Annotated in this window: 12 protein-coding genes; 11 read left to right on the forward strand and 1 reads right to left on the reverse strand. The window is 57.6% G+C overall.

Annotated features, from left to right (window positions below):
* Positions 1 to 42 precede the first annotated feature (42 nt).
* The 11 genes from accD (at position 43) to cobA (ending at position 13347) form a co-directional block, all read left to right on the forward strand.
* Positions 43 to 969, forward strand: a complete 927-nt coding sequence (accD, locus tag ACQUWM_RS02975; RefSeq protein ID WP_407000449.1) for an acetyl-CoA carboxylase, carboxyltransferase subunit beta — start codon at positions 43 to 45, stop codon at positions 967 to 969.
* A complete protein-coding gene (gene folC / locus ACQUWM_RS02980) occupies positions 953 to 2257 on the forward strand; it encodes a bifunctional tetrahydrofolate synthase/dihydrofolate synthase (protein ID WP_428921136.1) in 1305 nt (434 codons plus the stop codon). Before accD ends, folC begins: the two co-directional genes overlap by 17 nt.
* 134 nt (positions 2258 to 2391) lie before the next feature.
* Positions 2392 to 3039: an SPOR domain-containing protein gene (locus tag ACQUWM_RS02985; protein WP_428921137.1), complete on the forward strand. Its 648-nt coding sequence runs from the start codon at positions 2392 to 2394 to the stop codon at positions 3037 to 3039.
* A gap of 94 nt (positions 3040 to 3133) precedes the next feature.
* Positions 3134 to 3703, forward strand: coding sequence for a CvpA family protein (locus ACQUWM_RS02990; RefSeq protein WP_428921138.1), 570 nt, complete (start codon positions 3134 to 3136; stop codon positions 3701 to 3703).
* 35 nt (positions 3704 to 3738) lie between these two features.
* The gene (gene purF / locus ACQUWM_RS02995; protein ID WP_428921139.1) at positions 3739 to 5262 is read left to right on the forward strand and encodes an amidophosphoribosyltransferase; all 1524 of its coding nucleotides are present in this window, start codon (positions 3739 to 3741) and stop codon (positions 5260 to 5262) included.
* 30 nt (positions 5263 to 5292) lie between these two features.
* A complete protein-coding gene (locus ACQUWM_RS03000) occupies positions 5293 to 6534 on the forward strand; it encodes an O-succinylhomoserine sulfhydrylase (RefSeq protein WP_407000454.1) in 1242 nt (413 codons plus the stop codon).
* 6 nt (positions 6535 to 6540) lie between these two features.
* Complete coding sequence (locus ACQUWM_RS03005) at positions 6541 to 9126, forward strand: DNA translocase FtsK (RefSeq protein WP_428921140.1); 2586 nt, start codon at positions 6541 to 6543, stop codon at positions 9124 to 9126.
* Positions 9127 to 9139: 13 nt separating this feature from the next.
* Positions 9140 to 9793, forward strand: a complete 654-nt coding sequence (gene lolA / locus ACQUWM_RS03010; RefSeq protein WP_407000456.1) for an outer membrane lipoprotein chaperone LolA — start codon at positions 9140 to 9142, stop codon at positions 9791 to 9793.
* Complete coding sequence (locus tag ACQUWM_RS03015) at positions 9793 to 11133, forward strand: replication-associated recombination protein A (RefSeq protein ID WP_428921141.1); 1341 nt, start codon at positions 9793 to 9795, stop codon at positions 11131 to 11133. Before lolA ends, ACQUWM_RS03015 begins: the two co-directional genes overlap by 1 nt.
* 91 nt (positions 11134 to 11224) lie before the next feature.
* A complete protein-coding gene (gene serS / locus ACQUWM_RS03020; protein ID WP_428921142.1) occupies positions 11225 to 12499 on the forward strand; it encodes a serine--tRNA ligase in 1275 nt (424 codons plus the stop codon).
* Positions 12496 to 13347: a uroporphyrinogen-III C-methyltransferase gene (gene cobA, locus ACQUWM_RS03025; RefSeq protein ID WP_407000459.1), complete on the forward strand. Its 852-nt coding sequence runs from the start codon at positions 12496 to 12498 to the stop codon at positions 13345 to 13347. Before serS ends, cobA begins: the two co-directional genes overlap by 4 nt.
* A 37-nt stretch (positions 13348 to 13384) precedes the next feature.
* Here the strand turns inward: cobA and ACQUWM_RS03030 are convergent, their stop codons facing one another.
* Entirely contained in the window at positions 13385 to 14458 is a 1074-nt protein-coding gene (locus ACQUWM_RS03030; protein ID WP_407000460.1) for a 3-deoxy-7-phosphoheptulonate synthase, read from the reverse strand.
* Positions 14459 to 14499 lie beyond the last annotated feature (41 nt).

Raw genomic sequence — 14499 nt, forward strand, 5'->3', positions numbered from 1 at the left:
CAGGCAACCAGACGGGCAGGCATCAAAGGACAGGATGAAAACATGAGTAACTGGCTGGACAAAATCATGCCGAGCAAGATTCGCTCGGAATCCAAGCAGCGCACTGGCGTACCTGAAGGGTTGTGGAAGAAGTGCCCCAAATGCGGCGCCTTCCTGTACAAGCCTGAGCTTGAAAAAAACCTGGATGTCTGCCCCAAGTGTAATCACCACCTGAGGGTGAACGCCCGGCGCAGACTGGATGTATTCCTGGACCCCGACGGCCGGGAAGAGATTGCAGCCGATCTGGAACCCTGGGACCGGCTCAAGTTCAAGGACAGCAAACGCTACAAGGACCGTCTTGCCCATGCACAGAAGGCAACTGGCGAGAAAGACGCGCTGGTAGCCATGAAGGGCACAACCCTTGGGCTGCCTTTGGTGGCCTGTGCCTTTGAGTTCAACTTTCTTGGCGGCTCCATGGGTCAGGTTGTGGGCGAGAAGTTCGTGCAGGCGGCAAATGTCTGTCTTGAGGAACGTATTCCCCTGGTTTGTTTTTCTGCCAGCGGCGGTGCGCGCATGCAGGAAGCGATCCTCTCCCTGATGCAGATGTCGAAAACAGCAGCTGTGCTGGAGCGCATGAAGCAGGAAGGTATCCCCTATATTTCCGTGATGACCGATCCTGTGTTCGGTGGGGTGTCCGCGAGCCTGGCCATGCTGGGTGACCTGAACATTGCCGAGCCTAACGCCCTGATCGGGTTTGCCGGCCCGCGGGTCATTGAGCAGACTGTTCGGGAGAAACTGCCGGAAGGTTTCCAGCGCAGTGAATTCCTGCTGGAGCACGGTGCCATCGACATGATTCTCCATCGCCACCAGATGCGTGAGCGTATCACCCATGTGCTGGCGAAGTTTACCGGGCATGACAAGCCGGCGACGGAAGACCCGATAGAGTTTGAAGTGACAGAAAGACCGGAAACCGATGCCCCCGAAAGCTGACCACCTGTCCCGGCACCCGGAAGCTCCGGGTGCCGGAGCCACGCTGGATCAGTGGCTGTCCTACCTGGAATCCATTCACCCCGCAGAAATTGACCTCGGACTTGACCGTGTGCTGGTGGTGCTGCGCCGGCTGTTTCCCCGTAAACCGGCCGCACGGATTATCACTGTCGGCGGCACCAACGGAAAGGGCAGTACCGTGGCCTGTCTGGCGTCCCTGTTGATGGCCGCTGGTCGCACGACGGGGGCTTACACCTCGCCTCATCTCCAGCATTACAATGAACGGGTACGGCTGAATGGCAAAAACGTTGCGGATGACGAACTGATTACCGCGTTCGAAGAAGTCGAGAACGCCCGCAAGAATGTCACGCTGACGTACTTTGAATTCGGAACACTGGCGGCTTTCGTATTGCTGGCCCGGGCAGGGGTCGAGGACTGGATCCTGGAAGTCGGTCTTGGCGGACGCCTGGATGCCGTCAATGTGCTCGATCCGGACCTGGCCATTATCACTTCAGTGGATATTGATCACGTTGCCTTCCTTGGTAATGACAGGGAGGTGATCGGCTTTGAGAAGGCAGGCATCCTCAGGCCCGGCATTCCGGCGGTCTATGCCGATATTGACCCACCGCGATCCGTCTTGCAGCAGGTGGCGGCACAGCGTGTCAGGTTGCATCGACTGGGCGATAGCTACAGTCTGGAGGAGACCGGGCAGGTGAGGGCGCTTCACTTCAGGGACGGCAATGTCACCGTTGCACTGCCGCCAGTAACGTTGCCTTTTGGCAGTGTTGCTGCCGCAATCGTCGCCTTCCACGAGCTGGAGCCTGAGCAGTCGCTGGATTCGATTGTTCCAGTCATTGGTCAGGTCCGCGCGCCGGGCCGGTTCGAAAAACTGGGTGACAGCCCCGCCGTGTATGCGGATGTCGGCCACAATCCCCATGCGGCCCGCTGGCTGGCCATTCGTCTTGAATCGATGAAATCGCCTGCAGGGCGGATTCTGGCGGTCTATGGGGCGCTCTCCGACAAAGATGTCGAGGGTGTGGTGTCGGCCATGGCATCGGTGGTGGACCACTGGTACGTGGGCGGTCTGGATTGTCATCGCGGATTGGCTGCCGGGGAGCTCGGGAGGCGGATAGCTTCTGCATCTTCCGGACTCAATGTTACCGAGTGCGATACTGTCTCCGGTGCGCTTCAGGCGGCCATGAATCTGGCCAAGCCGGATGATCTGGTGATTGCCTTTGGCTCGTTCTATACGGTGGCGGAAACCCGCCGGTTCTTTGGGGCGGAGTTATAAAATGGCGGACTTCCGCCTTAAAGTTTGGTCATGCCCGGGTAGAGACTTTGAGTTCTCCGCAGCAGGCGGTTAGTATCTGGCCTGATCGCCAACTTCCGTGGCCGCCAGTGGTATAAAACAGGGGACATCAAGACGTGGACGGACTTAAGCAAAGAATAATCGGCGCATTGGTACTGGTTTCCCTCGCGGTTATTTTTGTGCCCATGCTGTTTGACGAGCCCCATTCCGAGCGTACCTCCAACCCGATCAAGATTCCCGAGGAGCCTCCATTCCCCGAGGTTGATGCCCCGGAGCCCCCGGAAGCAGACGCTCCGGCCTACCGGCTTGAGGAAACGGATGAACCCGAACCAGTCGCAGACAGGGATTCCCAGCAGGTACAGCGTGTGGAAGAGCCTGTTGAGCAGGCGCCAGAGCCGCAACCGGAACCTGAGGCTGCCCCGGAAGAGCCAGTGTCGCAGCCGGTAGCAGACCAATCCAGGCCTGAACCGGATGACGGTGAAGAGCCTCAGCAGGCTGGTTCTGCTGAATACGCCGGCTCTCTGGAAGGTGCCTGGGTGGTTCAGTTGGGCAGTTTTGGCAGTGCCGATAATGCCCGGAACCTCCGCAACAAGGTTCGCGATACCGGTTACAGCTCCCACCTGCAGGAAATACAGCGTGGCGATGCGACCCTGACCCGAGTGTTCAGTGGCCCGTTTGCGGAAAAAGCCGAGGCTGAACGAGCCAAGAAAGCACTCGATCGAGAGTTTGGTCTGAACAGCCTGGTGACCACCGGGGACAAATAACACGGCCTTCCGTAGGTGTTATGCGAAACCGGCAGTTTGGTGCGGGGGCGTTTCCTGTTAGAATTCGCGCTTCAATATCACCACCGGGTTTTTCATGGAAGCGCTGATCTGGATTGACTGGGTCATCATTGCCCTAATCACCGTATCCACTCTTATCAGCCTAAAGCGGGGCTTCGTTAAAGAAGCCCTGTCGCTGGTCACTTGGGTCGGCGCGTTTATTATCGCCCGGACATTCCATCCCCAGATGCAGTCCCTGCTGGAAAGTACCGTTGAGACCCCTCTGGTTCGCCTGGTTGCAGCGTTCGCCATACTGTTCTTTGGCACCCTGATCATCGGTGCCATTATCAATAACATGATCGGTCATCTTATCCGTGCAACCGGATTGTCAGCCACGGACCGCGTACTTGGCATGGGGTTTGGTCTGCTTCGTGGCGTGGTGGTGGTGATCGTGGGCATTGCGTTTACTCGCTATACCCCTTTGGCTCAGGACACCTGGTGGAAAACCTCTATCATGATTGATCGGCTGGCCGTTGTGGAAGACTGGTCCAGACGTACACTCGGGGATGAATTTGCCCGATTCCTGGGGCCGGCGGACGACGAGACTGCCAGTCCCGATGAACCTCAGCAGAAAGAAGGCGTGGAACCTGTTTCCGCGTCCCGCTAACATTCAGTAATAACGCTTCGGAGATTACCGTATCCATGTGTGGCATTGTCGGCATAGTCAGTACTTCCAACGTGAATCAGTCGCTTTATGATGCGCTGACCGTTTTACAGCACCGGGGCCAGGATGCGGCGGGCATTGTTACGTTTCAGGATGATCGGTTTAACCTCCGCAAGGACAACGGGCTGGTTCGGGATGTGTTCCACACCCGGCATATGCGCCGTCTGGTCGGCAATGTCGGGATAGGGCATGTACGGTACCCGACGGCCGGCAGCTCGAGTTCGGCCGAAGCCCAGCCATTCTATGTAAACAGCCCTTACGGCATCACCCTGGCTCACAACGGTAACCTGACCAACGCTGACGATCTCAGCAAGGATCTGTTCCGCACTGATCTGCGCCACATCAATACCAACTCGGACTCCGAGGTCCTGCTGAACGTGTTTGCCCACGAACTCCAGAAGCTGGGCAAACTGGATCCGACCAAGGATGAAATCTTTTCTGCCGTCCGTGCAGTTCACAAGCGCTGTCGTGGTGCCTATGCGGTGATTGCCATGATTACCGGGTACGGTATCGTAGGTTTCCGTGACCCCAATGGCATCCGTCCGGCCTGTTACGGTGTGCGTGAAACCGACGAAGGCAAGGAATACATGATTGCCTCCGAGAGTGTGGCGTTGAGTGCCGCCGGGTATACGCTGATCAGGGACATCGCGCCAGGGGAGGCGGTTTACATTGAAACCGACGGTACCTTGTACACGGAACAGTGTTCAGAAAATCCGCACCTGTATCCCTGTATTTTCGAGCACGTCTATTTTGCCCGTCCCGACTCGATCATCGACAAGGTGTCGGTATACAAGGCACGCCTCAGGATGGGGGAAACCCTGGCGGAAAAAATATTGAGAGAGCGCCCGGATCACGATATTGATGTCGTGATGCCGATACCGGATACCAGCAGGACATCCGCCCTTCAGATGGCCCACCTGCTTGGGGTGAAGTTCCGCGAGGGGTTCATCAAGAACCGCTACATTGGTCGGACGTTCATCATGCCTGGCCAGAAAATGCGCAAGAAGTCAGTGCGCCAGAAACTCAACCCCATCGATCTGGAGTTCCGTGGCAAGAATGTCATGCTGGTGGATGATTCCATTGTCCGTGGCACCACCTGTAAGGAAATTGTGCAGATGGCCCGGGATGCCGGTGCCCGTAATGTGTACTTTGCATCGGCAGCGCCCCCCGTTCGGTACCCGAATGTGTACGGTATCGACATGCCGTCGGCCAGCGAGCTGATTGCCCATGATCGAACCGAAGATGAGATTCGCGACCTGATTGGCGCTGACTGGCTGCTGTATCAGGACCTGAGTGATCTGATTACCTGTGTCAGCGACGTGAATCCAGACATTGAGGACTGGGAGTGTTCCGTATTCACCGGTAAGTATGTCACCGGGGATGTCGACGAAGCCTACCTCAACAAGCTGGAAGCCATGCGTAATGATGAGAATCGCTTCCAGGCGGCGGGAGGGGAATCCGCCGACAACGGCATCATTGATCTGTACAACGATGAAGACTAACCGCCACACCGCGAATTTCAGGAGCAAACCATGACATTTTGCCGCGACGAACAGGTCTGGATCCCGGAATCGGATCTTGAGGGCATGTCAGTTGACACCCTGGCGGTGCGAGCCGGACAGATCCGTACCGGCCAACTGGAGCACAGTGACGCGATCTTCCCGACCTCCAGTTTTGTCTATGGCAGTGCGGCCCAGGCTGCCGCACGGTTTGGTGGGGAAGAGCCGGGTAACATCTATTCCAGGTTCACCAACCCGACGGTGCAGGCGTTTGAAGGCCGAATTGCGGCCATGGAAGGCGGGGAGAGGGCAGTGGCCACCTCGTCCGGTATGGCCGCTATTCTCAGTACCTGCATGTCGTTGCTGCAATCCGGTGATCATGTGATCTGTTCCCGGGGCGTCTTCGGCACAACCAATGTGCTGTTCCAGAAGTACATGGCCAGGTTTGGCGTGGAGACCACGTTTGTCAGTCTGACGGATATGGCGCAATGGGAAGCCGCCATCCGGCCGGAAACCCGGATGCTGTTCATTGAAACACCGTCCAACCCGCTGTGCGAGGTCGCTGACATGAAAGCGCTGGCAGACCTCGCTCACCAGAATGACGCCCTGTTCGTGGTGGACAACTGTTTCTGCACGCCGGTACTGCAGCGTCCCTTCGAGCACGGGGCCGATATTGTCATTCACTCCGCCACCAAGTATCTCGACGGCCAGGGCCGTTGTGTCGGTGGTGTTGTGGTAGGTCCGGACAAGCTGATGGAAGAGGTCTACGGTTTCTTACGTTCGGCAGGCCCCACCATGAGCCCCTTTAACGCCTGGGTATTCCTTAAGGGACTGGAAACCTTACCAATCCGTATGCGAGCCCATTGCGACAATGCGTTAGAGTTGGCCCTGTGGCTGGAGCAGCAGCCGGCAGTGGCCGAGGTATTCTATGCCGGACTGGGGAAACACCCGCAACATGAGCTGGCCAAACGCCAGCAAACCGGCTTCGGTGGCGTGCTCTCGTTCCGACTGAAAGGGGGCAGGGAAGAAGCCTGGGCATTCATTGACGGTACCCGGATGATTTCCATTACGGCGAACCTCGGGGATGTGAAAACCACGATTACCCATCCGGCGACAACCACCCATGGTCGGTTATCTCCGGAAGACAAGGCGGAAGCCGGCATTACAGAAAACCTCGTCAGACTGTCGGTTGGTATTGAAGCGGTCGAGGACCTGAAAAGCGATCTTGAGCGAGGCTTCAGGGCCCTTGAAAATAACAGTAACGGAAACGTCTGAGTATTCATGGCAGAGTCTGCAAAAGCACAAAAGGCACGGGAACTGACCGAAAAACAGCAGCGATTTCGTCGGCTGGCCGCCCAGGGCAGCCGCGAGGGCGCCGTGATCGCCCTGATTGCCCTGTGTATTTACCTGGCAATGGCGCTGGTGACATTCAGCCCTTCTGATCCTGGCTGGGCCAGCATCGGCCATGAAACCAGTGTCGATAACTACGCCGGCCGCACCGGGGCCTGGATTGCCAGCCTGCTGATGGACTTCTTCGGCCACGTGGCCTTCCTGTTCCCGCTGATGATTGCAGGCTACGCGGTGATGTTGATTCGCCGCCGGAACGACCCGCTGGACCTCCACTGGCCCTTGCTGATGATGCGATTCGGCGGGTTCCTGTTGATCCTGCTGTCTGCGACCAGTCTGCTGTCCCTGTACTCAGTATTCGGCCTGGGAGTGTCTTCCGGCGGGGTGTTGGGTGCTGCGGTATCTGAAGCCATGGTGCGGTTTTTCAATCTGCCCGCGACAACCCTGCTGCTCATTTCAATTTTCCTGTTTGCACTTACCGTCACCACAGGTTTGTCCTGGTTCTGGCTGATGGATCAGGTGGGGCTGACCACTATCCGTTTTGGCACCTGGCTGAAGAATGTGTTCAGTGCCGATGGAAAGTCCGCTAAAAAACAAAAGCCTGAATCGGCTGCGAAGCCGCAGCCGGAACCGCCGGTAGTAAAGGATCGGGTTGATAGCTCCCGGTCGGGCAAAGTGACCGGTGTCCGCTGGTGGCAAAAGATCCCGGGGTTGGGTCCCAAACAGCCCGGGCCACCGGCCGACAAAAGGTCAGCGGACCGCAAGGAGCCGGCGATGGATGGCCTGCACACCTCGACGGACGAGGAACCCGCACGTCTGGAAAGCTTCAGTTCACGGGATGATATGGAGCCGGTGGATCCGCCCTCGGTGAATGGCACCGCCAGAAAAGAAAAGGCTGCACCTGACGGCCCCGTATCCCGGGCACTGAAGATATCGCCGTTCAAGCGGGATGAGCCTGCCACGAGTGGCAAGAACGGCAAGGGCAGCCAGCCATCCCTGCTGGAAGACGTGGAAAGCCCGATACCTCCGATTACGTTGCTTGATCCGCCGGAGGAGCATAAGGAGAAGGGCTATTCGGAAGAATCCCTTGAGCACATGTCGCGGCTGCTGGAAGAAAAACTGGCGGATTTCGGGGTCTCCATTGAGGTGGTCGAAGTCAATCCGGGACCTGTGATCACCCGCTTTGAGATCAAGCCGGCGCCGGGGGTAAAAGTCAGCAAGATATCGAACCTGGCCAAGGACCTTGCCCGGTCCCTGGCAGTGCTGAGCGTTCGGGTAGTGGAAGTCATTCCGGGCAAATCCGTTGTCGGGATCGAAATTCCCAACGAAGAGCGCGAAATGGTTCGCCTGAGCGAAGTTCTGGGTGCCCGGGTGTTTACGGAATCCTCCTCCGCCCTGACGCTGGCGTTGGGTAACGACATTGGTGGCAACCCGATGGTTGCCAACCTGGCAAAAATGCCTCACCTGCTGGTCGCCGGTACCACAGGGTCCGGTAAGTCCGTGGGTGTGAATGCCATGCTGCTGAGCATGCTGCTGAAGGCGACGCCGGAAGAGGTTCGCTTCATCATGGTGGACCCCAAAATGCTCGAACTGAGCATTTACGACGGCATTCCGCACCTGTTGGCGCCTGTGGTCACGGATATGAAAGAGGCGGCCAATGCATTGCGCTGGTGCGTAGCCGAGATGGAGCGTCGTTACCGTCTCATGGCCAACCTGGGTGTTCGTAACATTGCCGGTTACAACCGCAAGGTCCGTGATGCGGCAGCAGCTGGAGAACCGCTACTGGATCCGCTGTGGAAACCCGACGAATACCTGGCCAACGATGAGCAGGAGCGCCCCGAGCTGGAAACCCTGCCGTTCATCGTGGTGGTGATTGATGAATTCGCCGACATGATGATGATCGTCGGCAAGAAAGTGGAAGAGCTGATTGCCCGAATCGCCCAGAAAGCCCGGGCAGCGGGTATTCACCTGATACTGGCCACTCAGAGACCGTCAGTGGATGTCATCACCGGCCTGATCAAGGCCAACATCCCGACGCGGATGTCTTTCCAGGTCTCTTCCAAGATTGATTCCCGTACCGTGCTGGATCAGGGCGGCGCGGAACAATTGCTGGGCCACGGTGACATGTTGTACCTGCCCCCGGGCTCCGGCCTGCCGGTTCGGGTTCACGGTGCATTCGTCGACGATGATGAGGTTCATCGGGTGGTCAGTGCCTGGAAAGCACGGGGCGAGCCGGTATACGTAGATGACGTGTTAAGTGGCGCTGAAGGGGAAAATCTGCCCGGCGTACCGACCCTTTCCGAGGGTGGTGGTGACGAAGGCGACGCTTTGTTTGATGAGGCTGTGGCGTTCGTTACCGAAGGGCGTCGGGTTTCCATTTCCTCCGTTCAGCGTAAATTCAAGATCGGGTACAACCGGGCGGCAAACCTGGTTGATGCCATGGAAGCATCGGGTGTGGTCAGTGCCGCCGGCCATAATGGCGCGCGGGAAGTGCTGGCACCGCCCCCACCAAGAGACTAGGAGTTAGCTGACGATGAAACAATTTGCCCGACTGTTCTGGATATCGTTTCTGGTGGCCGTTCTGGTGCCGTCATTTGCGGTACAGGCTGAAGATGGCAGTAAGCAGGATGCCTCCGAACTGGCGCAAATGCTGGAAAGCTACGAATCCTATCAGGCCCGCTTTATCCAGATTGTTGTCAATGAGGGCGGCAGTCGGGTTCAGGAATCCCGCGGCTTCCTGAAAGCCAAGCGCCCTGGGCTGTTTTACTGGGAAACCCGTGATCCGTATCCCCAGTTTATTGTCAGTAATGGTTCCACCGTTGAAGTATACGATCCGGACCTGGAGCAGGTGACCGTTCACAGCCTCGATGAACGAGTTCAGACCACCCCGGCATTACTGCTGAGCGGCGAAGTGGGGAACCTTGATGAAACCTACAAGGTCTCCGGTCGCAACAAAGGGGAGCACACCCGCGAATTTACCCTGGAGCCGAGAAACGCTGACTCCCTGTTTGTGTCTTTACGCCTGACTTTCTACAAGGGCGAACTCCAGGAAATGCGCATGGAAGACTCCCTGTCGCAGATCAGTGTGCTGAGCTTCGACGATATCGAGCTTAACAGGGCCATTGAAGACACCGCCTTCACCCTCGATTACCCAGACGAGGTGGACGTTATCCGGGACGGGGCCTGATGCAGGAGAACCTGTTTTCCGGGCAGCAGCAGGGGTTTCGCCCACTCGCCGCCCGAATGCGCCCGCGAAATCTGGATGAATACGTTGGTCAGGCCCACCTCGTGGGCCCTGGCAAGCCGCTGAGGCGAGCGGTCGAGCAGGGACAGCTCCATTCCATGATTTTGTGGGGGCCGCCCGGCGTTGGTAAAACCACGTTTGCCCAGTTGCTGGCCAATCTTGGTGACCTCAGTTTTGAGACTGTCTCAGCCGTACTCAGCGGCGTGAAAGATATCCGCGCCATCGTTGAGCGGGCGAAAAACCGCAAGCATACGGAAGGCAGGGACACCCTGTTATTCGTGGACGAGGTTCACCGTTTCAACAAGGGGCAGCAGGACGCGTTCTTACCCCACATCGAAGATGGCACCTTTATTTTCGTGGGTGCAACCACTGAGAATCCCTCCTTCGAACTCAATAGCGCACTGTTGTCGAGAACCCGGGTTTACGTCCTCAAGAATCTCGAAGAGAGCGATGTGCTGGTGCTCCTTCGGCGAGCGCTGGAAGCAGAAGAAGGCCTGAACAGCCAGATAACCGTTGATGAAACGGTGTTGGCCATGATGGCATCCGCCTCCGGTGGCGATGCCCGCAGGGCGCTCAATATTCTGGAAGTAGCGGCGGACCTTGCCGAGGAAGATCCTCAGGGGGCTCTGCGAATTACCGATGATCATCTCGAGCAGGTACTCCAGACCAGCCTGCGCCGCTTCGACAAGGGCGGCGATGTCTTCTACGACCAGATCTCCGCCCTTCACAAATCGGTGCGGGGATCGGATCCCGATGGCTCCCTGTACTGGCTGTGTCGCATGCTCGATGGTGGCTGCGATCCCTTGTATGTGGCCCGTCGGCTGGTTCGTATCGCCAGTGAGGATATTGGCAATGCCGACCCGAGGGCGCTGCAGCTTTCAATGGATGCCTGGGAAGCGCAGGAGCGCCTGGGCAGCCCGGAGGGTGAGCTGGCTCTGGCCCAGGCCGTAACGTACCTGGCCATGTCGCCGAAGAGTAATGCTGTGTACAAGGCCTTTAACCAGTGCATGGCGGACATCCGCAATGATCCGGACTACGAGGTCCCCGTCCACCTGCGCAACGCTCCGACCAAGCTGCTGGAAAGCCTTGGCCACGGGGATGAATACCGCTATGCCCATGACGAACCCGAAGCTTTCGCGGCCGGTGAATCCTACTTGCCGGAAGCTATCCATCAACGTCGCTACTACGAACCGGTTCACCGCGGGCTGGAGATCAAACTGGCGGAAAAGCGTCAGCGGCTGGATGCCCGCAACACCGAAAGTTCCCGCAAACGCTATTCCTGAGCAGGCTCCGGCACGGTAGCCACCAGCGCCTGTGCAGGTATAATGGCCTGTCATTCAACACATATTGCTAATCGGAAAAGTCAGGATAATCATGCTCGATCCCAAACGCGTCCGTACTCAGACAGAAGAGATCGCCCGTCGGCTGGCCATCAAGAATGTCGAATTTGATACCGCCACCTTCGAGCAGCTTGAGGAGCGCCGTCGTGCCATCCAGGTGCGCACGGAAACTTTGCAGAGCGAGCAGAACAAGCGTTCCAAATCGATTGGCAAGGCCAAGGCTGCCGGCGAGGATATCCAGCCGCTGCTGGACGAGGTAGAAAAGCTCAAGAAGCAGAAGTCAGACGCTGAGGACGAGCTCCGTGCATTGCAGGAACAGCTGAATGCCTTCCTGGCCGGCATCCCCAACCTTCCGGACGACGACGTGCCGGCAGGCGACAGCGAAGACGACAACGTCGAGATACGGACCTGGGGCACTCCCAAATCTTTCGAGTTTGAACCGAAGGACCATGTTGCGTTGGGAGAAGCCCTGAAAGGACTGGATTTCGAAACCGCATCACGGCTGGCGCATTCCCGTTTTGCAGTGATGCGCGGGCCTGTGGCACGCCTGCACCGGGCGCTCACCCAGTTCATGCTGGACCTGCATACCGGTGATCACGGTTATACCGAAACCTACGTGCCATACCTGGTTAACGCAGAGACGCTCTACGGCACCGGGCAGCTTCCCAAATTCGAGGAAGACCTGTTCAAGACCGAGGGCGAGAATCCCCTGTACCTGATTCCGACCGCGGAAGTGCCGGCAACGAACCTGGTATCCGATACCATTCTCGATGCCAAGGAGCTACCACTACAGATGGTGTGCCACACCCCATGCTTCCGCAGCGAAGCGGGATCTTATGGTCGTGATACGCGAGGCATGATTCGTCAGCACCAGTTTGACAAGGTGGAGCTGGTTCAGGTGGTCCGTCCGGAAGATTCGGAAGCTGCGCTTGAAACCCTGACCGGCCATGCCGAGAAAGTCCTCCAGCTGCTTGAGCTGCCTTACCGGGTGGTTGCGCTATGCGGCGGCGACATGGGCTTCTCTGCCGCCAAGACCTATGACCTCGAGGTATGGCTGCCGGGCCAGGACAAGTTCCGTGAAATTTCATCCTGTTCCAACACCCGTGATTTTCAGGCACGGCGCATGCATGCTCGTTGGCGTAACCCGGAAACCGGTAAGCCCGAGCCTGTCCATACCCTCAATGGTTCAGGTCTTGCGGTGGGCCGTGCACTGATTGCGGTCATGGAAAACTACCAGCAAGCCGATGGCAGCATTGTGATTCCGGATGTCTTGAAGCCGTATATGGGAGGTTTGGAAAAGATTCAATGACTAATCGGGACGATGCACCAGGAAAGGGCGTAAGGGCAGGGCATGCACCAGTTCGATACAGGGCCAATCCGGTCACTGACAACCCCAACACCTCCAGCGGCGAAGTCGCCCTGGTAGGGGCGGGACCGGGCGACCCAGAGCTGCTTACCCTGAAGGCCTGGCGATTGATCAACTCGGCGGAAGTGGTGTTGTACGATCGCCTGGTGTCACCGCAGATCCTGGCATTGATTCCCGAGTCCGCAGAGCGCATCCATGTGGGAAAGCAGCGGGCCAATCATACGCTGCCCCAGGAGCAGATTAATCACCGCCTGGTGGAGCTGGCGCGACAAGGTCGTCGTGTCGTGCGTCTCAAAGGCGGCGATCCCTTTATCTTCGGACGTGGCGGAGAGGAAATCGAGACCCTGGCTGAAGCCGGTGTCCGTTTTCAGGTGGTGCCCGGTATTACTGCCGCCTCTGGCTGTGCAGCTTATTCAGGTATACCGCTGACTCATCGGGATTACGCCCAGTCGGTGCGATTCGTCACTGGACACCTTAAAAACGATACCTGCGATCTGCCCTGGCGGGATTTTGTCCAGAATAACCAGACACTGGTGTTCTACATGGGCTTGGTGGGGCTGCCGATCATCTGTCGGGAACTGGTGGCTCACGGAATGGCCAGTGATATGCCGGTTGCGCTGGTGTCGAAAGGCACCACACCTGAGCAAGAAGTGATCACCGGAGATCTGTCGACGATTGTGGATCGGGTGAACAAGCGCCAGGTACAGCCTCCGACGCTGGTCATTATCGGGCAGGTGGTCAGTTTACGGGATCGCCTGGACTGGATAGGGGCGATTTCCACTACACCATAAAAAACGGGGAGCCTGGGCTCCCCGTTCTTGTCTGACCTCAGCCTTTTCGCTTCGGAAGTACGTCGCGGAGCTTGTCGCGCATATCCCGAATGGCCTTTTCGGTGGTTGGCCAGTCAATACAGGCATCGGTAATGGATACGCCGTATTTCAGGTCGGCCAGGTTGTCGGGAATGGACTGGTTGCCCCAGTTGATGTTGCTCTCAACCATCAGGCCCTGGATGGACTGGTTGCCTTCCAGGATCTGATGGGTAATGTCCTGCATGACCAGTGGCTGAATAGCCGGGTCCTTACTGGAGTTGGCGTGGCTGCAATCCACCATGACGGACTTGCGCAGGCCGGCTTTATCCAGTGCCTGTTCGCACAGGGCCACACTGACGGAATCGTAGTTGGGCTTACCACCGCCGCCCCGCAGGACAACGTGACCGTAGTTGTTGCCCTTGGTGCGAATGATCGCGACCTGGCCCTGCTGGTTGATGCCCAGGAAACTGTGAGGATGAGAAACCGAGTTCATGGCGTTAACCGCAACGTCGAGGCTGCCGTCCGTGCCATTCTTGAAACCGATGGCCATGGACAGGCCGCTGCTCATCTCGCGGTGTGTCTGGGATTCAGTGGTGCGAGCGCCAATGGCTGACCAGGAAATAGTGTCTTGCAGATACTGGGGAGAAATCGGGTCCAGCGCTTCTGTCGCGGTTGGCAGACCGATTTCAGCAATGTCCAGAAGCAACCGGCGGCCAATGTGCAGGCCCTGCTCGATATCAAACGTGTCATTCAGGTGCGGATCGTTGATCAATCCCTTCCAGCCAACGGTTGTGCGCGGCTTCTCAAAATAGACACGCATAACGATCAGCAGCGTGTCGCTGACTTCATCGGCAAGTTTCTTGAGCCTGGTGGCGTAATCGCGAGCGGCTTCCACATCATGGATGGAGCAGGGGCCAACCACCAGAAACAGGCGGTGATCCTTGCCATCCATGATGTCATAGATGGCCTGGCGTCCTTTCTCAACGGTTTCGGCTGCGGCGCTGGATAGTGGCAGTTCCTGCTTTAGCGCTTCAGGGGTAATCAGTTGTTCCTGATTTGCCACATTAATGTTCTCAAGTTTGTTGCCCGACATTCTGTTGTTTTCCCCGGTTCTGAGCAGTGCAGCGACCCTTC

This window comes from Marinobacter sp. DUT-3 (assembly GCF_050379435.1).
In the GTDB taxonomy this organism is placed as follows: Bacteria; Pseudomonadota; Gammaproteobacteria; order Pseudomonadales; family Oleiphilaceae; genus Marinobacter.

Excerpts from the sequence above, each read along its gene's own strand:
- accD (WP_407000449.1), top strand. The coding sequence starts at position 43 with ATGAGTAACTGGCTGGACAAAATCATGCCGAGCAAGATTCGCTCGGAA.
- folC (WP_428921136.1), top strand. The coding sequence starts at position 953 with ATGCCCCCGAAAGCTGACCACCTGTCCCGGCACCCGGAAGCTCCGGGT.
- purF (WP_428921139.1), top strand. The coding sequence starts at position 3,739 with ATGTGTGGCATTGTCGGCATAGTCAGTACTTCCAACGTGAATCAGTCG.
- serS (WP_428921142.1), top strand. The coding sequence starts at position 11,225 with ATGCTCGATCCCAAACGCGTCCGTACTCAGACAGAAGAGATCGCCCGT.
- ACQUWM_RS03030 (WP_407000460.1), bottom strand. The coding sequence starts at position 14,458 with ATGTCGGGCAACAAACTTGAGAACATTAATGTGGCAAATCAGGAACAA.
- ACQUWM_RS03015 (WP_428921141.1), top strand. The coding sequence starts at position 9,793 with ATGCAGGAGAACCTGTTTTCCGGGCAGCAGCAGGGGTTTCGCCCACTC.
- lolA (WP_407000456.1), top strand. The coding sequence starts at position 9,140 with ATGAAACAATTTGCCCGACTGTTCTGGATATCGTTTCTGGTGGCCGTT.
- ACQUWM_RS03000 (WP_407000454.1), top strand. The coding sequence starts at position 5,293 with ATGACATTTTGCCGCGACGAACAGGTCTGGATCCCGGAATCGGATCTT.
- ACQUWM_RS03005 (WP_428921140.1), top strand. The coding sequence starts at position 6,541 with ATGGCAGAGTCTGCAAAAGCACAAAAGGCACGGGAACTGACCGAAAAA.
- ACQUWM_RS02990 (WP_428921138.1), top strand. The coding sequence starts at position 3,134 with ATGGAAGCGCTGATCTGGATTGACTGGGTCATCATTGCCCTAATCACC.
- cobA (WP_407000459.1), top strand. The coding sequence starts at position 12,496 with ATGACTAATCGGGACGATGCACCAGGAAAGGGCGTAAGGGCAGGGCAT.